This is a genomic window from Citrobacter sp. RHB20-C16 (assembly GCF_013890155.1).
Classification (GTDB): Bacteria; Pseudomonadota; Gammaproteobacteria; order Enterobacterales; family Enterobacteriaceae; genus Citrobacter_A; species Citrobacter_A amalonaticus.
Genome location: NZ_CP057630.1, coordinates 782,141 through 802,617 on the forward strand (window position 1 = coordinate 782,141; position 20,477 = coordinate 802,617).

The window sequence follows — 20,477 nt, forward strand, 5'->3', positions numbered from 1 at the left end:
GGAGGCTTTAATGCAGGTCAATTTCCTGCTTTCGCAGCATTCACACAGTTCAAGCTGACCGGTCCTGTGAAATTAATTTCGTCTCGACATCAATGGAGCCGCTATATTCCGATAGGGTCTCCAATTGTTATAGTGCCAGTTTACTGGCTATGTTTGCTTCTGACACAAAGCTGCCGCGATGCCCGTAACCCTGTGTAACTTTTGAAATCAAGCAGGATGGTAATATGACGGCGGCTGCCCCGTAACGCGGCGGAACATCGTTGCGAAAGAGGAGGCACTCTCATATCCAAGAGACAAAGCCACTTCATTCACGGGTTTGCCTGTTATCAGCAATGCCAGCGCACTAACCACACAGGCTCGCTGGCGCCAGGCGGAAAACGACATGCCGGTTTGCTGTCGAAAATAGCGACGAAAGGTGCTGGCGCTCATAAATAGCGCGCTGACCCAGCGCTCGACCGGATCGTGGATGGCTGGGGCGAGTAAAAAAGCCTGACACAGCGCCAACAACGCCGGCTGCTGTGGCAAAGGGATATCGAACTCGCGCACCGGCATCGCCGTCAGTTCCAGCAGCATCAAATCCGTCAGCGCCCGATCGCGTACGCTGTCATAGCATGGCGGCAGATCCACCGCCTCCAGCAGTAGCTGCCGCAACAGCGGCGATACGCTGATCACTTCGCACCGGCTGCTGTTACGTAATTTGTCCGCGCAGGCGGGTTCGATATACAGGCTGCGCGTAGTGACGCCCACAAACTTTACGGCATGCAGTGTTGTGGCAGGGATCCATACCGCATGCTGGGGCGGTACCACCCATTCTCCGTCACGGGTTGAAACGTGCATCAGTCCTGTTGCGCCATACAGAAGCTGCGCGCGGCGGTGCTGGTGTGGCGGCAGGAAAAATCCCTTCGCATAGTCGTTTCCTAGCGCTACTACCTCCCGATTCAGCTGATCAAAATCGTCAATTTTTCCGTTTCGCACATCCGCCTCCTTCTGACCGGTTTGAAAGGATAATTGAGCGCCATGCAAATGGGAAGCGGGACGCAAGCACGATAAGCTGCTGGCTCATTTTCACAACGGGATATTTCTTTGAACGATCTGATGATTATCGCACTGGCCGGTTTTACTACCGGCATGACAACAGTACTTTTTGGCTTTGGCGGCGGCTTTGTAGTGGTGCCCTTTGTTTACCAGCTGCTGGTGCGGCAGCCACCGCTGGCAGGTGATGCGATGCATATCGCCGTGGCCACTTCAACGGCGGTGATGATTTTTAACGCGGGCTGGGTCAGCTTTCAAAACTGGCGTGCGGGCAGGCTTTCTTTGCCCATCTTATTCCCGCTGTTGTGGTTTATCGCCGTGGGCGCAGTGGCCGGTTCGTGGTTGGCGGGAATATTAAGCGAGGTGGTGATTCGCGAGCTGTTTATTTTTTATATGCTGATGACGATTGGGGACTGTCTGTTGCGCAAAGGTTTCTTAAGCGGCAATGCGCCGCGTCGTTTGTCGCTTTTGACGGTCACCGGTGGCGGTATGCTAATCGGCACGATTGCCGCATTGCTGGGCGTGGGTGGCAGCGTAATGACGGTGCCGTTGTTGCGGCGACACGGTCATACGATGCGAGAGTGTATTAGCGCGGCCAACCCGCTTTCCCTGCCGGTGGCGTTGTGCGGTGCGGTGACCTATGCGATAAGCGGTTGGCACAAAATTTCGGCAGGCGGTTTTGTAGGTTTTATCAGCCTGAAGATTCTGGGCCTGCTCCTGGTGGCTGGCTGGGTGGGTATAGTATTTAGCCGCCGGGCGATCCCCGCCGTCCCTGATGTCTGGCATGCGCGAATCTACGTGATGCTGTTGTGCATGGTACTGGTGGCTATGTTGCTTTAAGCAAATCCTGCTTTGCAAATTTAGTTGCTTTTACAGCGGCAATATCTGCATGAACGTCCGTTTCTGGCACAAAGTGGAGGGCCGTAGTCAAGGTCCGCTTAGAGCGATAAACGGAAATTCGAGACGGTATAGTCTCTAAAAGCTTCCCTGCCATAAAGTTGCCGACATTCTCAGCGAATAGGTAAGTATCATCATACAGTGGTCAGATGTGCATCCGCAGTACATTTGCTCGCATGTTAACGTAGCAGTAGTACAACATCATTTAGAGACGAATAGCCTAACAGGTTTTAACACCTTAAAATTTCACTGCTGGTTAAACACATTATTAAATGATTTTTATCATTTAAATCATTGGGTTAATTTTAATTGTGATTTGCTTTTAACCCTCGCAATTTAGAAGTATTATTTTGAGATTAATCCACTTGCCCTGCCTTCATCACTGCTTGTAAATATGCGTGAAGAATAATTTTAAGGTTATATATCATGGAGTTATTGAAGTTTTTGGCGGCGATTTTTGTCATTTACTTGTTGTTTTTTAGAAAGAAAAAACGTAAATCTCCAAAGTCTTATGCTTCAGACCCCGTGAAAGCACCGCCAAAAGAATGGCTCGCTGACATCAAGAAAAAAGAGGCGGTTGTGCGAAACGATGATAGTGAAGACGATAACCTTGCAACTTTTACATTGAGCGGTGGCCGGGCTGTTGAACTTCGGGTGACAACCAATCATTACCGGAACACCTCAAAGTCAGCAGGTGCACTAGCTCGATGGGTACTTCCGGGTGAGATGATAACTGTAGCTGGTGTAGCAATTAGCGGTGGCCACATTTACGTGGGGCAACGTATGAAGCCCTCCGGTCAGGAATCAGGCGGCTATTATGACGATGGAAGTGAGGCATCATTAATTGATGACACATGTAAGATAAAACCTACTTCTTATCTTTACGAGGACAGTTCATTAGGATATTGGCCCAGTTTTTCCTCTCTTTCCCCAGAAGCCCGCGGTGCGTATGTCAGTTGGCTTGCCAGCGATAGGTCTGATCCATTGTGTCCTATCGGCTATGTTTTTATCTACCTCTACGGCCTGGAAAGAAAAGCGCTCGTAGATTCCACTGATCCAAAATTCCCTGATGCTGAGTTCCGTAATCTGTTCAATGAAGTCGCTCGGTTAAGATCGGTATTCATTGAGAACCGCTCCTTCCGTGGATATTCGACCCAATTACTCGAAGCCATGTCTATTCTGCGCCCGAACATGGGCTTAGCCACTGAGCTCGATGGCAATTCAGGTTTCAGCAACAGCATGCAATTTAAGCTGGCTCTGGCAAAAACTGTACATGAAGGAGTTGCTGTATCAGCTGAACTGGCGTTGAACTGGGTAATAAACCACACCGAGTATTCGCTGCGTACCCCGGCTCGCCGCTGTGCTAAAGAGTTTGCTGCGCTTTTCAAACGGCGTTACACCCTCAAATATGGTGAAGGGATGGTCGTTAAGGCGAATAAAACGCGCCTAAGGTTAGATTACACACCAGCAAGTCCTAGTTTGCGAGGTGTTCGACTTCCTGTTCCCGACCTGCCTGATCCAAGTGCGTTGAAGAGCCCTGTCCAGAAAATTATGGCTCTTGCCGATATATGTACAGATGAACTTGATGCTTATAGTCGCTACCTTGGTAGGAAAGGTACGTCAGTCAATGATACGGCTGCAATTATGCTGCTCCCTTCAGAGATCGTTAATGAAAGCGCAGAAAAAATATTAAGCTCATTCAAACGCTGGGCTGATGAGGCGATCCTCGTCAAGGAGGGGTTAGTCTCAGTTGCTGACTTTTGGGCACATATGAATGCCAGTTGCCCCAATAAGATCAATAAAAAAGAGGCCGATTTGATGCAGGCCTTTGCTCTGAAGATGGGTTACGGTCTGGCACCTGACCCGTATTATCACCATGTGAAGGCGGATGTTGATGGGACACTTGTTCTATTTCCTGCCGCCGAAGGTGGACGCTTCTCACCTTCTCTTGAATTTATCTCAGCCGTAATGACGCTCAGATTAGGGGCGATGGTCGCCTTGATTGACGATTCTCTTGATCAAGCTGAACAGAAAGTGCTTGAGAATGCCATCAACAACAATCCTGGCTTCACCGATGATGAAAAACGCTCTCTACATGCGTATTTAACGTGGCAACTTCATACCCCAGCTAATATGACAGGAATGAAAAGTAGGATTGAGTTGATGGGGGCCGCAGAAAAAGCTGCTGTGGGTAAGGTTATCGTTAGTGTTGCCTGTTCGGATGGGACAATAGCGCCTGCCGAAATCAAACAGCTTGAGAAGATTTATTCAAGTTTGGGGCTGGATCCCTCATCTGTCTCGAGCAATATCCATCAGCATTCCGCAACTGAACATGATCTCGTCTCGTCTGTACCAACTGATCAGCCAGCAGCAGGGTTCACACTGGATGCTAATGTACTTGCCCGCCACGAATCTGCCACGGATGATGTTCGTAAATTGCTGAACACAATTTTCACCGAAGAAGAACCGGAAGAGCCAGAAAGCGCTCCAGCCTCATCAACGGAGGCGGGGGGGCTTGACTCCGCACATAGCCAGCTTTATCGCAGTTTGCTGGAGAAAGAACAGTGGTCCCGAAAAGAGGCGACAGAATTGTGCGGAAATTTGAATTTGATGCTCGGCGGTGCGCTTGAGGTGATCAATGACTGGTCCTATGCGGTGGTTGATGCTCCAGTACTGGACGATGCCGATGATGATATCTGGGTTGACCTGGAAATTGCCAAAGAATTAGAGGGATAGTGAATGTCTGTAACACGTATAAGAGTGAAAGAACGTGACGCTATTATTCAGTCACTTAAGTCAGGTGTAACGCCAAGGATAGGCATTCAGCATATCCAGGTTGGCCGCGTGAATGAGATCACCGCTCTCCACCAAGATATTGAGAGGACTGCTGACGGTGGTGCAAGCTTCAGACTTATCATCGGTGAATATGGTTCTGGTAAAACGTTCTTTCTGAGTGTTGTGCGCTCTATTGCGCTAGAGAAGAAGCTGGTGTCAGTCAGTGCAGACCTTTCTCCTGACAGACGCATTCACTCATCGGGAGGTCAGGCTCGTAATCTCTATTCTGAGCTTATGAAAAACATGTCCACCAGAAACAAGCCAGATGGTAATGCGTTACTTAGCGTTGTTGAAAGATTCGTTACGGAGGCAAGAAAGGAAGCGGACACGGACGGCTCCGAGGTTTCATCAGTTATTCATAAACGCCTGGCAGCTCTGTCAGATATGGTGGGTGGATATGACTTTGCGAAGGTCATTGATGCATTCTGGCGCGGGCATGAGCAGGATAACGAAACGCTAAAATCCAATGCTATTCGCTGGTTGCGGGGAGAGTACACCACCAAAACTGATGCCCGTAACGATCTCGACGTTCGGACTATTATCTCAGACGCATCATTCTATGATTCTTTGAAGCTGATGAGCCTTTTTGTCCGCCAGGCAGGCTATGCCGGTCTTTTGGTCAGCCTCGACGAAATGGTGAACCTCTTTAAGCTGAATAATACGCAAGCAAGAACAGCGAACTACGAACAGATTTTGCGGATCCTGAATGACTGCCTGCAAGGCTCAGCCGAGAACATTGGTTTTATCCTCGGGGGTACGCCAGAGTTTCTTTTCGATCCGCGTAAAGGTCTTTACAGCTATGAGGCGCTCCAGTCGCGTCTGGCGGAAAACCGGTTCGCGCAAAAAGCAGGAGTGATTGACTACTCATCCCCCACTTTGCATCTTGCCAGCCTCACCCCTGAGGAACTGTATATTTTGCTGAGAAATCTTCGTCATGTTTATGCAGGTGGAGATCCAGAGAATTATCTGGTACCAGATGAGGCACTGACTGGATTCCTGCATCACTGTAGTAAAACCATTGGAGACGCTTACTTCCGTACCCCCCGTAATACCATAAAAGGTTTCCTGGACATGCTGGCCGTGCTGGAACAAAACAGAACGATGAACTGGCAAACACTAATCGAGGGTGTGGCGATTGAAGAGGACCGGCCCAGCGATATGGATGACACCACTACGGAGGAAAGCGATGACGACGACGGACTGGCGAACTTCAAACTATGAGCAGTGCCTACGATAGCCTCGATCCCCGCGTCCGTAAGTGGGTTTACAAGCAGGGGTGGTCGACATTAAGGCCCTTGCAGGAGAGTTCTATCCCGGCAATTTTAGCCCGTGATCGAGACGTGCTAATCAGTGCAGGTACAGCAGCGGGTAAAACAGAGGCTTTCTTTCTTCCTGCCTGTTCGGCAGTTGCAGATCTCACGAATGGATTTGGCATCGTCTATATCAGTCCGTTGAAGGCATTGATTAACGATCAGTACCGTCGTCTTGGGAGCCTTGGAGATGCATTGGAAATGCCAGTGACTCCCTGGCACGGGGATGTACCACAAAGCAAAAAGAAGAAGGCTCGGACGAACCCTGCTGGCATTTTACTGATTACACCTGAGTCACTTGAGTCTTTGCTCATAAATTCAATGGGCTGGCTCAAACAGGCATTTTCTTCAGTCGCATACATCGTTATTGATGAGTTTCATGCTTTTATTGGCTCAGAGCGTGGTGTACAGCTGCTTTCTCTGCTCAATAGAATTGACCATGTGCTAGGATGCCAGGTAAATCCAATTCCCCGCGTTGCGTTGAGTGCCACGCTGGGGGAACTGGAGAAAGTGCCCGAAATGTTGCGCCCGGACAAACGACTCCCCTGCGTAACTGTTACAGATAGTAATAGCACGGCCACTCTTCAGGTACAGGTCAAAGGGTACCTGGAGCGAGTGATCCAAAAAGAGGAAGAACTTCAGAGTTCAGCTGAACATGACGTTTGCGCTGACATTTTTAGACTTTGCCGTGGCGATTCTCATTTGGTCTTTGCAAACAGCCGAAAACGCACTGAAAGCATTGCGGCAACGCTGAGCGACATGTGTGAGGAACAAATTGTTCCGAATGAATTTTTCCCCCACCATGGTTCCCTTGCCAAGGAATTACGTGAGGCGCTTGAATCTCGTCTTCAGAAAGGAAATTTGCCCACAACAGCTGTTTGTACAATGACGCTTGAGTTGGGAATTGATATCGGTAAGGTTAAGTCGGTTATCCAAGTTACGCCTCCGCATTCTGTTTCCAGTTTGCGCCAGCGTATGGGGCGTTCTGGGCGACGCGATTCCCCGTCAGTACTCAGAATGCTAATTACAGAAAATGAGCTTACTGTGAGTAGCAGTATCGTTGATCACCTACGACTCCAGTTGGTGCAGTCGATGGCAATGATCAGGTTGATGATCTCTAAACAATGGTTTGAGCCTGCCGATTCCCGGCAGATGCATTACTCCACGCTGCTACACCAAATTCTTGCAATTACCGCACAATGGGGTGGAGTTCGTGCCGACCAGCTCTGGTCACAACTATGCCAGACAGGGCCGTTCAGAAATGTAGATTTAAACGATTTCAAAAGCCTGCTTAAACATATGGGAGCATGTGGCCTGCTCACTCAACTTGCTAGCGGTGAAATAGTTGTTGGGGCAGAGGGGGAGAAACTGACTAACCATTACACTTTTTATGCCGTGTTCAATACACCAGAAGAGTTCCGCATTGTCACCGGAAACAGAACCCTTGGAACAGTGCCTGTGGACTCCCCACTGCTACCAGACCAACACATCATCTTCGGTGGGCGGCGCTGGAAAGTGACAGAGATCGAGACAGAGAAAAAAGTTATCTATGTAGAGGCAACCAAAGGCGGTCAGCCACCACAATTTAGTGGGGGAGGTATGTCTGTTCATGATGCCGTTCGTCAGGAAATGCTCGCTATCTATAGGGAAGGTGATTACCGCATAGCAATAGGTAGCAAGAAAGTAGATTATGCCGATACTGCCGCCAGAAACCTATTTGCGGAAGGCTGTAGTAACTTTCAGCGTTTTAAACTTCAAAATGAGTGTTTTATTACGAGTGGACAACACTGTTACGTAATACCCTGGATGGGGGATAAAGTTGTCAATACGATTACAGCCTTGCTCATACGTTGTGGTTTTAAAGCAAATTCATTTGCTGGCGTTATAGAAATCGATAACTCCAGTGTAGCTTCCGTTCAGCACGCGCTCAAAGAAATGCTGTTGTCAGGCTTGCCATCTGCATTTGATCTTGCCACAGATGTTCCAGAAAAGTACTTAGATAAATATGACGAGTATTTACCAGAGTCCCTTCTTGCGAAAGGGTATGGTGCAAAGGCGTATGAAACAGAAGGTACGCGCATCTGGTTGCAGAAACATCTTTAGTAATCTGGATATGTAATCAGGGTATAAATAAGACATATATACCCTGAATTTTTTATTTCCCTGTAGATTTACTAGGCTTTAGTCCCGGGGTATTACCAGGAGTATCTTTATTATCACGTCGACGTTGATCCGGTTTTCCTGTCGATTTAGCAATTGGTTTTGGACCAGGTTTAAGACCCATGATAGTTATCCTTTAGAGGTGTAAGAGGGAAGCCTCAACATTGATATATTGGATAATGTGAAATTTTTCAATGGGAGCGAGCAACATATCCAATGATTAACTCGATATTGTGAACAGTGTCCGCTTCTGGCACATGGCTGCCAGTCACCCACGATCTGAAATTTATAATTGACGCAACTACAGCTTTAAGTTATCTGCTTGAATTATAAATTATTTCATATAGATATTATCTCTGTGAATCCCTCGCATCCATTATTGGTTGCGAGGTTTTTTATTTTTCACGCAGAGATCTCCGTATGCAAAAGTCTGGCTGCACTCAGGCCTTTGAGCAATTGCTGACTTCGATACCTCACACCCTAAGCAGTACGAGCCGATGATCGCCCCTTGTCGGTGGATAAACACTTTATCGTAACGTCACGCTGGCTGACCTGCTCCCCGTTGATTAATACACCGCGATGTTAGTAATGTCTTCATAAGCCACATGAGGACATCCCATGAAGAAGCGTTTTTCCGACGAACAGATCATCTGTATTCTCCGCGAGGCCGAAGCCGGCGTTTCTGCCCGTGAGCTCTGCCGTAAGCACGCCATTTCCGACGCCACCTTTTACACCTGGCGTAAGAAGTATGGCGGTATGGAGGTGCCTGAGGTTAAGCGCCTGAAGTCTCTTGAGGAAGAGAACGCCAGACTCAAGAAGCTGCTTGCTGAAGCCATGCTGGATAAGGAGGCGCTTCAGGTGGCTCTTGGGCTAAAGTACTGACGACAGACCAGAAGCGGGAAGCCGTGGAAGTCATGTGCGAGGCTAAGGGTCTGTCGCAACGTCGTGCCTGCAGGCTGGCAGGTCTGTCCCTGTCAACCTGCCGATATTCGGCTCAGCGTCCGCCTGCTGACGCGCAGCTGTCTCTACGCATCACAGAGTTGGCACTTGAACGCCGCCGTTTTGGTTACCGGCGTATCTGGCAGCTTCTGCGACGTGAAGGTCTTTGCGTTAACCACAAGCGGGTTTACCGCATCTATCAACTTAATGGCCTGAGTGTAAAACGCAGACGACGTCGTAAAGGGCTGGCAACAGAACGTCTGCCGCTGCTCCGCCCGATGGCGCCCAATCTGACTTGGTCAATGGATTTCGTCATGGACGCACTGGCCACAGGTCGCAGGATCAAGTGCCTGACCTGCGTGGATGATTTCACAAAGGAATGCCTGACGGTCACTGTTGCCTTCGGGATTTCAGGCGTGCAGGTCACGCGTATTCTGGACAGCATTGCGCTGTTTCGCGGCTATCCGGCTACGATAAGAACCGATCAGGGCCCGGAGTTTACCTGCCGCGCACTCGATCAGTGGGCTTTTGAGCATGGTGTGGAGCTGCGACTTATCCAGCCCGGCAAGCCAACGCAGAACGGATTTATTGAGAGTTTTAACGGACGCTTTCGTGATGAATGCCTGAATGAGCACTGGTTCAGCGATATTGTTCACGCCAGGAAGATCATTAATGACTGGCGACTGGATTATAACGAGTGTCGACCACATTCATCACTGAATTACCTGACGCCGGCTGAATTTGCAGCGGGCTGGCGAAACGGGAAATATGAAGAAAAACCAACCGACATTACTAACTGAAGGTTGTATCTAACTCTGGGGGCAGGTCATGGCGTATCGACGGGGATGTGAAGCTCAATAGTGCACTGTGGTTGATGACGGAGAACATGCTCGTTCTGTTCAGTCAGCTGCAGGCAAAAAACACACCGGTACTTGGGCCAGATAGCCTGACTTTACGCTCTCCATTCTCTCCATTCTCTCCAAATCCATATCCCGTTCGCGGGAATTTCTCATATACCGCATTGTAAGCCCTGACAGGAAACCCGCCTGCGGCATATCTGCGGCTGTAATAACCGAAAGGAAAATCACTATGTATAACGACACAACGTCAAAACACAATGATCATCATAATCACAGCCAGAAAGAGCCGACCGGAGATAAATTACTTCATGCCACTGTGATGCCTGATGGAATGCGTATCAGCTTCTGGCCGCAGCACTTCGGCACTATTCCGCAGTGGATAACCCTGGAGCCCCGCATCTTCGCCTGGATGAACCGCTTCTGCGCGGATTACAGCGGTGGCATCTGGCAGTTTTACACGCTGAGCAACGGCGGGGCCTTTATGGCACCCGATGCTGACCGCAATGAGACATGGAGTCTGTTCAATAACTTGAACGGTAATGGCGTGGAAATGAGCGCAGAAGCCGCAGGTATTGCCGTCTGCCTGATTGAATACAGCCTCACGCCTGCCGTACAGAGTGTGACGCGATGACCGCGCACTATTACCGTCTGCGGGACTACGCCCTGCAGCATCCAGAAGCCCACGCCATTCTGCGCATCATTGACTGACCGGAGGAACAACGAATGAAACAGCTTTCCTTTTTACCCGGCGAGATAACGCCACAGGACCGGTGTCTCATCCAGCGGGCACTCAGGGTTCTGGACAGACATCTGCATGAGCCCGGGGTGGCCTTCACCTCCACACACGCTGTCCGTGAATGGCTGCGACTGCATATGGCCGCGCTTGAGCGGGAAGAGTTCCGGGTGTTGTATCTGGACAACCAGAATCAGCTGATTGCCCATGAGACGCTCTTTACCGGCACGATTAACCGCACCGAGGTGCATCCCCGGGAGGTGGTTAAACGTGCCCTGTACTTTAACGCGGCAGCAGTGATACTGGCCCATAACCATCCTTCCGGCGAGACGACACCCAGCCAGGCCGATAAAGCCCTCACGCAGCGACTGGTGCAGGTGCTTCAGCTGGTGGATATCCGCGTCCCTGACCATCTGATTGTTGGTGGCAGGCAAATCTATTCGTTCGCAGAACACGGTCTGCTGTGAGGAAGCCTCATGAAAATAATCAGTAAATCTGATGCCATGCGACTTCACCACCAGCATCCACAGTCCCGAATCTTTCGTTACTGCACCGGCAAATACCAGTAGCATGGCAGCATCCGTCATTACTTCGGTAAAGACATCCCGGATGTTCCCGGTGTGCTGGCGGTATACGCCGAACGCCGCCAGGACCGCTACGGGCCGTATGCCTGCCTGATGAGTATTACCCTGAACTGACAATAAAGGAGGTTATCAATGAGCAACATCACATGGGGCCTGCAGCGGGATATCACGCCACGCCTGGGAGCCCGTCTGGTACAGGAGGGGAACCGGCAGCATTATTTAGCTGACCGGGCCAGTATCACCGGTAAGTTCAGCGAAGCAGAATGTCTTAAGTTGGATGTGGTATTCCCGCATTTTATCAGCCAGATGGAATCGATGCTGACTACTGGTGAAATGAATCCTCGCCATGCCCACTGTGTCACCCTGTACCACAATGATTTCACCTGCGAAGCCGACACCCTTGGCAGTTGCGGCTATGTATACATCGCCGTCTATCCCACTCAACGCTAACGAATTTCACGAGAGCAAATATGAAAACTTTACCTGCAACAACTCAGCGGGCGGTGAAGCCCTGCCTGTCACCCGTGGCTGTCTGGCAAATGTTACTGACACGCCTGCTGGAACAGCACTATGGTCTCACCCTCAACGACACACTGTTCAGTGAGGAACGTGTTATACAGGAACATATCGACACTGGGATCACCTGGCTGATGCCGTGAATTTTCTGATGGAAAAATACGAACTGGTGCGTATCGACAGGAAGAGATTTAGCTGGCAGGAACAATCCCCTTACCTTCGGGCTGTCGATATTCTGCGAGCGCGGCAGGTAACTGGCTTGTTGCGGCAAAGCCGTAAAAATTCGGTACGGTGAATATTACAGGCAGTGCTACTGACTTTCATCACTATCCGGAAGGGCTTGCAACGAGATGAAGAGGGCCGGGTAGCAATTCCTTACCTGACCCATTACCTGACCCAAATTGCATCCAAAGAAAAAGGAGTCAGACGATTTATCATCTAACTCCTTGTTTTATTTGGTGGCCCCTGTTGGGTTTGAACCAACGACCAAGCGATTATGAGTCGCCTGCTCTAACCACTGAGCTAAGGGGCCGTGGCGGTGAATTATAAAGTAACTCCTGCGCGCAATCCAGCCATAACCGTACGTATGCTGTTTTATTAAACAACGTATTTTCAATCCGTTATACTTTTCTCATGACGTATCGTTGTGAGGTATTCATGGTAAAAGATATTTTAGCGCCGGGGCTGCGGGTCGTGTTCTGCGGCATCAATCCGGGGCTCTCTTCTGCCGGGACGGGGTTTCCGTTTGCGCATCCGGCAAACCGTTTCTGGAAAGTGATTCATCAGGCCGGTTTTACCGATCGCCAACTCAAACCGGAAGAAGCAGAACACTTGCTGGATTTTCGCTGTGGTGTGACCAAACTGGTCGACAGACCGACGGTGCAGGCTAATGAGGTTTCGCGTAAAGAACTGCATGATGGTGGGCGTCAACTGATTGCCAAAATTGAAGATTATCAACCGCATGCCCTGGCGATATTAGGTAAGCAGGCGTTTGAACAAGGCTTCAGCCAGCGCGGCGTAGAGTGGGGAAAGCAGAGCATAACGATTGGCGCAACGCAGGTGTGGGTGTTGCCGAATACCAGCGGACTAAGCCGTATTACCCTGGATAAACTGGTGGAAGCCTTCAGAGAACTGGATGAGGCGCTGATCGTGCGCGGAATGTAAAAAAAAACGCCACCGGGAAGGTGGCGTTTGCAGTTTATGCGACGGGATTAATCGTCCAGGAAGCTACGCAGGACTTCAGAACGGCTCGGGTGACGCAGTTTACGCAGTGCCTTCGCTTCGATCTGACGGATACGTTCGCGGGTCACGTCGAACTGTTTACCTACTTCTTCCAGCGTGTGGTCGGTGTTCATATCGATACCGAAACGCATACGCAGGACTTTCGCTTCACGCGCGGTCAAACCGGCCAGTACGTCGTGTGTTGCTGCACGCAGGCTTTCAGTGGTCGCAGAATCCAGCGGCAGCTCGAGGGTAGTATCCTCGATGAAATCACCCAGATGCGAATCTTCATCGTCACCGATCGGGGTTTCCATGGAGATCGGCTCTTTAGCGATCTTCAGCACCTTACGGATCTTGTCTTCCGGCATCAGCATGCGCTCGGCCAGCTCTTCCGGCGTCGGCTCGCGACCCATCTCTTGCAGCATCTGGCGAGAGATACGGTTGAGTTTGTTGATTGTCTCAATCATATGCACCGGAATACGGATGGTGCGCGCCTGATCCGCGATAGAGCGGGTGATCGCCTGACGGATCCACCAGGTTGCGTAGGTGGAGAACTTGTAACCACGACGGTATTCGAACTTATCGACCGCTTTCATCAGACCGATGTTGCCTTCCTGAATCAGATCCAGGAACTGCAGACCACGGTTGGTGTATTTCTTGGCGATAGAGATAACCAGACGTAAGTTGGCTTCAACCATCTCTTTCTTCGCACGACGCGCTTTCGCTTCGCCGATGGACATACGACGGTTGATGTCTTTGACCTGCTCGATAGTCAGGCCGGTCTCTTCTTCAATCTGTTGCAGTTTCTGCAGGCCACGGTGAACGTCATCGGCCACATCGTGCAGTTTTTCGGACCACGGTTTGTTCATCGCGATAGCCGCGTTGAACCAGGTTTCACTGGTTTCGTTGCCGGTGAACAGGGTGATGAAGTTCTTCTTCGGCATTTTGCACTGCTCAACGCAGAGCTTCATGATCAGACGTTCCTGGGTACGAACCCTGTCCATCATGACGCGCATGCTGTTCACCAGGTAGTCGAACTGCTTCGGCACCAGACGGAACTGCTTGAACACTTCAGACAGCTTCAGGATCTCGGCCTGAGCATCGGCGTGGCTACGACCTTTCGCTTTGATGGTGTCACGCGTGACTTCGTACTGCGTACGCAGTTCACCGAACTTCTCGCGCGCCAGCTCAGGGTCGATGCTGTTGTCGTCATCGCTGCTGTCGTCGTCTTCTTCCTCGTCTTCGTCCTCGTCGTCATCCAGGTCTTCCTGAGACAACTCAGAGCCAACGTGAGTGGCGGTCGGCGCCAAATCTTCTTCCGCGTTCGGATCGACAAAACCGGTGATCAGATCGGACAGACGGGCTTCTTCAGCCTCAACACGATCGTACTGCTCAAGCAGATAGGTAATGGCTTCTGGATATTCGGCAACGGAGCACTGAACCTGGTTGATCCCGTCTTCGATGCGTTTCGCAATATCGATTTCGCCTTCGCGGGTCAACAGTTCAACGGTACCCATTTCACGCATATACATGCGAACCGGGTCAGTGGTACGACCGATTTCAGACTCTACGCTGGACAGAACTTGCGCGGCCGCTTCTTCCGCGTCTTCGTCGGTACTGGTGGTGTTTTCAGCAAGTAGCAGATCATCGGCATCCGGTGCTTCTTCCATCACCTGAATACCCATGTCGTTGATCATTTGGATGATATCTTCAATCTGATCTGAATCGACGATATCTTCCGGCAGATGGTCATTGACCTCGGCATAGGTCAGATAGCCTTGCTCCTTACCACGGGTGACAAGAAGCTTCAGCTGTGACTGCGGGTTTTGCTCCATAAGACGGTATCCACACTTAATTCGTTTGATTAGCGTCAGCAAGCCGTTGCTGCCAACATTTAAAGCGAGGGCGTACTTATATTTGTGCCGCTGCCTCTCAGTGCGGCTGTCGGGGGCTTCCCGATCGCTATTCGGCACTTAAGCCGTTAAATAGTTCACCCTTCAAGTTGTCTCTGCGCTAGCGGCGTTCTCTTGCTGCCTTGATACAACTCGAATGATTTTGTCTGCTTCAGTTATTTCTTCGCCAGTTCCTGGTTTAATGTCCAGAGTTCCCGGCGTTCTTCGTTGCTTAAACCGTGTGTGCGCTCGCGGGCAATTAGCTCTTCCTGGCGCAGCTCAAGCATCGAATCAAACATATGGTTGAGTGAGTCAGTGAAGGTTTTTTCAGCAATATCCTTATCTGCTATATCGTCCCACATCGACAGTTTTTCAAGAGTGGCCGCATCATTTGTGCCACGATAGTGTTCTAAAAGCTGTCCGGTAGTCAGGCCGGGCTGGGACAAACACGTGTTGACCAGTTCGGCAAATAAACCAAGTCCGGGCAGTTTATTCTGATTCAGACCGCTTAACGGCGGCACCAGCGGCGCCAGTTCCGGATTTTGCACCAACAGTCCTATCAGTATACGCATGGTCGTGCGTTTTAGCTGCGGAGCGGGTCGGGAAGCCCCACTTTCAGACAATTTTGGCATCAATCGTTCAAGTTGGCTGTCATCCAGAATGCCAAGCTTGTTTCCCAATTCCTGGCGCAGATAAATGCGCAGCGTTTCACCCGGTACCTGTGTGATGAGCGGCAGCGCCAGCGTACTCAACTGCGCACGCCCGTCTGGAGTGCTCAGGTCCACCTGTGGCAGCAGGCTATTAAACAAAAACGCGGAGAGCGGCAGGGCCTGCTCCATCCGGGCTTCGAATGCCTCTTTCCCCTCTTTCCGCACCAGCGTATCGGGGTCTTCGCCATCAGGTAAAAACATAAAGCGTAGCTGACGACCATCTGTCATGTACGGCAAAGCGGTTTCCAGCGCGCGCCAGGCGGCGTCTCGTCCTGCCCGGTCACCGTCATAACAGCATATGACGTTGTTCGTGGCGCGGAACAGGAGCTGGATATGATCGGCGGTAGTTGAAGTACCCAGCGAAGCCACGGCATAGTTAATGCCATACTGCGCCAGCGCCACCACATCCATATAGCCTTCCACTACTAACAGACGTTGCGGATCGGCGTTATCCTGCTGCGCTTCATAAAGGCCATACAGCTGGCGGCCCTTATGGAAAATATCGGTTTCCGGGGAGTTAAGGTACTTCGGCAGGGCATCACCCAGCACACGACCACCAAAACCTATCACCCGGCCACGCTTGTCGCGGATGGGGAACATCACCCGTTCGCGGAAGCGATCGTAACTGCGTCCCTGATCGTTGGTGACCAACATGCCCGCATCCACCAGTGACTGGCGATTTTCGCTATTGCCGCCAAACCGTTTCAGGACGTTGTCCCAACCGGGGGGCGCAAAGCCAATAGCAAAACGCGCGATCACTTCACTACTGAGTCCTCGCTTTTCCAGATACTGGCGCGCAGGGGTAGCGGCGGGTTGCATCAGAGATTGCTGATAAAACGTGTTCAGGCCATCCATCAGTTGATAAAGGCTTTGCCGTTGATGGCGCTCTATCTGGCTGGGACCTGTGCCTGCTTCAAACGGGACGTCAAGATTATGCATGGCCGCCAGTTCTTCGACGGTTTCCACGAACTCGAGCTTGTCGTAGTTCATCAGGAAGTCGATGACGTTGCCGTGCGCACCGCATCCGAAGCAGTGATAAAACTGTTTTTCACCGTTTACGGTGAAAGAGGGGGTTTTTTCGTTATGGAACGGACAGCACGCATGATAATTCTTGCCCTGCTTTTTCAGCTTTACCCGCGCGTCGATGAGATCGACGATGTCGGTTCGTGCCAGCAGGTCATTGATAAATACGCGTGGGATTCGTCCAGCCATATGCCCCGTTTATTTTTTATGACTCATATACACAAAATCATTCAGGTTGCATCAAGGCGGCAAAAGAGCGAATCCTCAGGAACGTACATCAGTACGTGACTGGGGTGAGCGAGCGCAGAGGCAGCTTGAATGATGACGTATATAAACGAAAATAAGCCGCGCATTCCTTTCGGAAGCACGGCCTTACAACTACAACTCGGTCTGAATCGAGAGCCTCAGCCCCCGACAGAGATTAGTACAGACGAGTGCGGCGTGCGTTTTCGCGAGCCAGTTTCTTCGCGTGACGTTTCACAGCAGAAGCTTTAGCGCGTTTACGTTCGGTAGTCGGTTTTTCATAGAACTCACGACGACGAACTTCCGCCAGAACGCCTGCTTTCTCGCAGGAACGCTTGAAGCGACGCAGTGCTACGTCGAACGGCTCGTTTTCACGTACTTTAATTACCGGCATGTAACTCTCACCTTTAATAAATTCGGTTTGCTGCTGGCATCAGCGCCAGCTTATTTCAAAATGGTGCGGAATTTTACTGCAATTGCTGCTGCTTTGTAAAGCACCGATGCGATTTTGAAAGGGACTTTTATAAGGGGGGAGAGTATACACGAAATCGGGAGTGAGGGTATACATCTACCCGCATTCGACCTACACTGCGCGGTATTAAAGTGAGGTAGAAACAAGTCATGCGTGTACTGGGAATTGAAACATCCTGCGATGAAACCGGCATCGCCATTTACGACGACGAAAAAGGTCTGTTAGCCAACCAATTGTATAGTCAGGTGAAATTACATGCTGACTACGGCGGGGTCGTGCCTGAACTGGCCTCCCGCGATCATGTCCGCAAAACGGTGCCGTTGATCCAGGCGGCGCTGAAAGAGGCGGGACTGAGTGCAAAAGAGATTGATGCGGTGGCGTATACCGCAGGGCCGGGTCTGGTTGGCGCGCTGCTGGTCGGTGCAACTGTCGGTCGTTCTCTGGCGTTTGCGTGGAATGTGCCCGCTATCCCCGTACACCACATGGAAGGACATCTGCTGGCGCCAATGCTGGAAGATAACCCGCCGGAATTCCCCTTCGTGGCGCTGTTGGTGTCGGGGGGACATACCCAGCTTATCAGCGTGACTGGTGTCGGACAGTATGAACTGTTGGGTGAGTCGATTGATGATGCCGCCGGTGAAGCGTTCGATAAAACCGCCAAACTGCTGGGGCTTGACTATCCAGGCGGCCCGATGCTGTCGAAAATGGCGTCGCAGGGCACCGCTGGACGTTTTGTTTTCCCACGGCCCATGACCGATCGCCCGGGGCTGGATTTCAGCTTCTCAGGGCTGAAAACCTTTGCGGCGAATACTATCCGCAATAACGGCGGCGATGATCAAACCCGTGCTGATATCGCCCGGGCGTTTGAAGACGCGGTGGTGGATACGCTGATGATCAAGTGTAAACGTGCGCTGGATCAGACCGGCTTTAAGCGTCTGGTGATGGCAGGCGGCGTCAGCGCCAACCGCACGCTGCGCGCGAAGCTGGCGGAGATGATGCAAAAACGTCGTGGTGAGGTGTTTTATGCCCGTCCGGAATTTTGCACCGATAACGGGGCGATGATTGCCTATGCCGGTATGGTGCGCTTTAAAGCGGGCGCCACGGCGGATCTCGGCGTGACCGTGCGTCCACGCTGGCCGTTGGCGGAACTGCCAGCAGCTTAAGTAGGGTTTGTCCTGCCCGGTGGCGCTACGCTTACCGGGCCTACGAATCTATTCTCTGCATTTACCGGATCGACAAGACCGCAGGCCGGGTCAGGCGAAGCCGCCACTCAGCAATACACCGCACTACATCCGCAACATTCCTCTGTCTTCCAGAAACGCAATAATCGTCGCCAGACCGTCACCCGATTTCAAATTGGTAAATGTCCACGGGCGCTCGCCGCGCATGCGCAACGTATCGCGCTCCATCACCTCCAGCGACGCGCCGACATAGGGGGCGAGATCGGTTTTGTTGATCACCAGGAAATCCGATTTGGTGATCCCTGGTCCGCCCTTGCGCGGGATCTTTTCCCCTTCGGCGACGTCGATCACATAGATCGTCAGATCCGCCAGCTCCGGGCTGAAGGTAGCACTCAGGTTGTCGCCGCCGCTCTCGACAAAAATCAAATCCAGATTGCCAAATTTTTCGCTTAATGCTTCCACCGCGGCCAGATTCATCGAGGCGTCTTCGCGGATGGCGGTGTGCGGACAGCCGCCGGTTTCTACACCGACAATACGTTCCGGCGCCAGTGCGCCCGCTTCGGTGAGAATCCGCTGATCCTCTTTGGTGTAGATATCGTTGGTGACCACCGCCAGTTGCCAGCGATCGCGCATTGCTTTGCATAACGCTTCCAGCAGGGCGGTTTTACCGGAACCGACCGGGCCGCCTACGCCAACGCGCAGGGGATGTTTGTACTCACTCATTGTCTCTCCTCAGGAGCGAAATAAACGGCAATATTGGGTTTCATGGCGTGCAGAGGCGATGGCCGCCAGCGGCGTGGCGGAACCCAGACGGTCGTCCGGACACGCCAGCGCTTGCGCCATGCCTTTGGCGTATTGCGCGCAAAGTGAAATAATCAGCCGTTGCGCGGCCTGTTGGCCAAACGGCACCAGCTTGACGCCGGCCATCACGGCGCTCTCGATCCAGCTGTAGCCGAGCGTTAACGCCAGGTCATGCAGCGGAATGCGCCACTGCATGCCGAGCCAGGCCATACCGCAGAGCTGACTGTCGGCAAAACGTGCGCGCCATTGCTGCGGGCACTCTGGCTGCCAGTCGACCACCAGTCGGGTGAACGCGACACCCCGGCTACGTTCTTCTTCCCGCAGCTCGCGGGTTTCCCTGCAGGCCAGCAGATACGCGGTCCAGCGGCGTGCGGCGTCAATATCATCCTGCTCACAGGCGTGATACAGACGGGCAAACAGCGGCAGGTCGACGGTGAAAACGTTATTTTCCATCTGTCGGGTTTGCCAGCATTCGAAGGTGTCCACGCTGTTCACCCAGCCGGTTTCAACCGCCCACTCCAGCCCCTGGGACCAGGTAAACGAGCCCACCGGCAGGCTGCTGCTGGCGAGTTGTAGCAAACGCAACTGCTGTTGTGCGTCACGCATCAGTGCGCATGGCTGTGGTGATGGCCGTGGGATTCACCGGCATACGCCCCGGCCTCGGGCTCAAACGGCAGATGGGCAAAGGTCACCTCTAACCTGAACTGGCGCAGCATGGTGTCCAGAACGTGATCGTGGTGATAGCGCAGTTCGTCCGGCAAAATTTGCAATGGGACGTGACGGTTGCCGAGGTGGTAGCAGGCTTTCGCGAGCAGGAACGGATCGGTGCAACGCACCACCGATACCGCTTCGCTGGCAGCGATAATTTCTACCACCTCCGTGCCATCTTCAGTGCTCAGGCAATCACCGCCGCGCAGCAGCAAGCCTCGGGGCAGCATCAGCCCCGCCTCGCGCCCGTCATTGAGCTGTACTTTCGCCCGGCTCTTCACGCGGATATCAATCGGCAGCGTCAGCGTGGCGGTGATGTGCGCTGGGGTGTCAACGCGTTGCGTCAATAACAGCATCTCG

At 51.8% G+C, this 20,477-nt stretch carries 16 protein-coding genes, 1 tRNA gene and 3 pseudogenes; 12 read left to right on the top strand and 8 right to left on the bottom strand.

The annotated features are described in order from the left end of the window. Positions 1–207: 207 nt before the first annotated feature. Entirely contained in the window at positions 208–975 is a 768-nt protein-coding gene (locus HVX64_RS03900) for a helix-turn-helix transcriptional regulator (RefSeq protein WP_181825293.1), read from the bottom strand. 108 nt (positions 976–1,083) lie between these two features. Here HVX64_RS03900 and HVX64_RS03905 point away from each other — a divergent pair, with 108 nt between their 5' ends. The 10 genes and pseudogenes from HVX64_RS03905 to HVX64_RS03950 all read left to right on the top strand — a co-directional run bounded on the left by HVX64_RS03905 (position 1,084) and on the right by HVX64_RS03950 (position 12,161). Beyond that, complete coding sequence (locus HVX64_RS03905; protein WP_048232744.1) at positions 1,084–1,872, top strand: sulfite exporter TauE/SafE family protein; 789 nt, start codon at positions 1,084–1,086, stop codon at positions 1,870–1,872. A gap of 483 nt (positions 1,873–2,355) precedes the next feature. Further along, positions 2,356–4,665 carry a TerB N-terminal domain-containing protein gene (locus HVX64_RS03910; protein WP_181825294.1) on the top strand — a complete coding sequence of 770 codons (2,310 nt, stop codon included), beginning with the start codon at positions 2,356–2,358 and terminating at the stop codon, positions 4,663–4,665. A 3-nt stretch (positions 4,666–4,668) separates the two neighbouring features. Further along, positions 4,669–5,985, top strand: a complete 1,317-nt coding sequence (locus HVX64_RS03915) for an ATP-binding protein (RefSeq protein ID WP_015063045.1) — start codon at positions 4,669–4,671, stop codon at positions 5,983–5,985. Continuing rightward, positions 5,982–8,177 (top strand): DEAD/DEAH box helicase, encoded by a 2,196-nt coding sequence (locus HVX64_RS03920; protein ID WP_181825295.1) that lies wholly within the window; start codon positions 5,982–5,984, stop codon positions 8,175–8,177. Before HVX64_RS03915 ends, HVX64_RS03920 begins: the two co-directional genes overlap by 4 nt. A 675-nt stretch (positions 8,178–8,852) precedes the next feature. After that, a protein-coding gene (locus tag HVX64_RS03925) for an IS3-like element ISKpn34 family transposase (protein ID WP_117093564.1) occupies positions 8,853–9,973 on the top strand; the annotation gives its coding sequence in 2 pieces (ribosomal slippage) (positions 8,853–9,105 and positions 9,105–9,973; 1,122 coding nt in all). Positions 9,974–10,262: 289 nt separating this feature from the next. After that, a pseudogene (locus HVX64_RS03930) lies at positions 10,263–10,741 on the top strand (antirestriction protein). Between the two features lie 15 nt (positions 10,742–10,756). Continuing rightward, entirely contained in the window at positions 10,757–11,233 is a 477-nt protein-coding gene (locus HVX64_RS03935; protein WP_134769035.1) for a RadC family protein, read from the top strand. 9 nt (positions 11,234–11,242) lie between these two features. Continuing rightward, positions 11,243–11,464 (top strand): annotated as a pseudogene (locus HVX64_RS03940) (DUF987 domain-containing protein). 18 nt (positions 11,465–11,482) lie between these two features. Then, entirely contained in the window at positions 11,483–11,800 is a 318-nt protein-coding gene (locus tag HVX64_RS03945) for a type IV toxin-antitoxin system YeeU family antitoxin (protein ID WP_181825296.1), read from the top strand. A 20-nt stretch (positions 11,801–11,820) separates the two neighbouring features. Further along, positions 11,821–12,161 (top strand): annotated as a pseudogene (locus HVX64_RS03950) (TA system toxin CbtA family protein). Between the two features lie 161 nt (positions 12,162–12,322). Here HVX64_RS03950 and HVX64_RS03955 read toward each other — a convergent pair. After that, positions 12,323–12,398 (bottom strand) — tRNA-Ile (locus HVX64_RS03955). A gap of 125 nt (positions 12,399–12,523) precedes the next feature. Between HVX64_RS03955 and mug the strand changes: the two genes are divergently transcribed. Continuing rightward, positions 12,524–13,030, top strand: a complete 507-nt coding sequence (mug, locus tag HVX64_RS03960) for a G/U mismatch-specific DNA glycosylase (protein WP_042998198.1) — start codon at positions 12,524–12,526, stop codon at positions 13,028–13,030. Positions 13,031–13,077: 47 nt separating this feature from the next. Here mug and rpoD read toward each other — a convergent pair whose 3' ends face one another. From rpoD to rpsU, 3 genes are all read right to left on the bottom strand, one after another. Then, positions 13,078–14,922 carry an RNA polymerase sigma factor RpoD gene (gene rpoD, locus HVX64_RS03965; RefSeq protein WP_042998197.1) on the bottom strand — a complete coding sequence of 615 codons (1,845 nt, stop codon included), beginning with the start codon at positions 14,920–14,922 and terminating at the stop codon, positions 13,078–13,080. A gap of 233 nt (positions 14,923–15,155) precedes the next feature. Beyond that, positions 15,156–16,901, bottom strand: coding sequence for a DNA primase (dnaG, locus tag HVX64_RS03970; protein ID WP_044255787.1), 1,746 nt, complete (start codon positions 16,899–16,901; stop codon positions 15,156–15,158). Between the two features lie 232 nt (positions 16,902–17,133). Further along, a complete protein-coding gene (rpsU, locus tag HVX64_RS03975; protein WP_001144069.1) occupies positions 17,134–17,349 on the bottom strand; it encodes a 30S ribosomal protein S21 in 216 nt (71 codons plus the stop codon). Positions 17,350–17,576: 227 nt separating this feature from the next. On the opposite strand from rpsU, the gene tsaD reads away from it, so the two are divergent. Next, complete coding sequence (tsaD, locus tag HVX64_RS03980) at positions 17,577–18,590, top strand: tRNA (adenosine(37)-N6)-threonylcarbamoyltransferase complex transferase subunit TsaD (RefSeq protein WP_042998195.1); 1,014 nt, start codon at positions 17,577–17,579, stop codon at positions 18,588–18,590. Positions 18,591–18,713: 123 nt separating this feature from the next. On the opposite strand, the gene ureG is transcribed toward tsaD, so the two are convergent. Genes ureG through ureE form a run of 3 tightly spaced genes read right to left on the bottom strand, consistent with a single transcriptional unit; the run spans position 18,714 to position 20,473 of the window. Beyond that, positions 18,714–19,331, bottom strand: a complete 618-nt coding sequence (ureG, locus tag HVX64_RS03985) for an urease accessory protein UreG (RefSeq protein ID WP_044255783.1) — start codon at positions 19,329–19,331, stop codon at positions 18,714–18,716. 9 nt (positions 19,332–19,340) lie between these two features. Continuing rightward, on the bottom strand, positions 19,341–20,015 hold the full coding sequence (locus tag HVX64_RS03990; RefSeq protein ID WP_044255781.1) for an urease accessory protein UreF: 675 nt from the start codon (positions 20,013–20,015) through the stop codon (positions 19,341–19,343). Further along, complete coding sequence (gene ureE, locus HVX64_RS03995; protein ID WP_042998193.1) at positions 20,015–20,473, bottom strand: urease accessory protein UreE; 459 nt, start codon at positions 20,471–20,473, stop codon at positions 20,015–20,017. The genes HVX64_RS03990 and ureE overlap by 1 nt, the downstream gene beginning before the upstream one ends. Between the last annotated feature and the right edge of the window lie 4 nt (positions 20,474–20,477).

Coding starts and splice junctions, on each gene's coding strand:
- mug (WP_042998198.1), top strand. CDS start 12,524: ATGGTAAAAGATATTTTAGCGCCGGGGCTGCGGGTCGTGTTCTGCGGC.
- dnaG (WP_044255787.1), bottom strand. CDS start 16,901: ATGGCTGGACGAATCCCACGCGTATTTATCAATGACCTGCTGGCACGA.
- HVX64_RS03935 (WP_134769035.1), top strand. CDS start 10,757: ATGAAACAGCTTTCCTTTTTACCCGGCGAGATAACGCCACAGGACCGG.
- tsaD (WP_042998195.1), top strand. CDS start 17,577: ATGCGTGTACTGGGAATTGAAACATCCTGCGATGAAACCGGCATCGCC.
- HVX64_RS03910 (WP_181825294.1), top strand. CDS start 2,356: ATGGAGTTATTGAAGTTTTTGGCGGCGATTTTTGTCATTTACTTGTTG.
- rpoD (WP_042998197.1), bottom strand. CDS start 14,922: ATGGAGCAAAACCCGCAGTCACAGCTGAAGCTTCTTGTCACCCGTGGT.
- HVX64_RS03920 (WP_181825295.1), top strand. CDS start 5,982: ATGAGCAGTGCCTACGATAGCCTCGATCCCCGCGTCCGTAAGTGGGTT.
- rpsU (WP_001144069.1), bottom strand. CDS start 17,349: ATGCCGGTAATTAAAGTACGTGAAAACGAGCCGTTCGACGTAGCACTG.
- HVX64_RS03990 (WP_044255781.1), bottom strand. CDS start 20,015: ATGCGTGACGCACAACAGCAGTTGCGTTTGCTACAACTCGCCAGCAGC.
- HVX64_RS03945 (WP_181825296.1), top strand. CDS start 11,483: ATGAGCAACATCACATGGGGCCTGCAGCGGGATATCACGCCACGCCTG.
- ureG (WP_044255783.1), bottom strand. CDS start 19,331: ATGAGTGAGTACAAACATCCCCTGCGCGTTGGCGTAGGCGGCCCGGTC.
- ureE (WP_042998193.1), bottom strand. CDS start 20,473: ATGCTGTTATTGACGCAACGCGTTGACACCCCAGCGCACATCACCGCC.
- HVX64_RS03915 (WP_015063045.1), top strand. CDS start 4,669: ATGTCTGTAACACGTATAAGAGTGAAAGAACGTGACGCTATTATTCAG.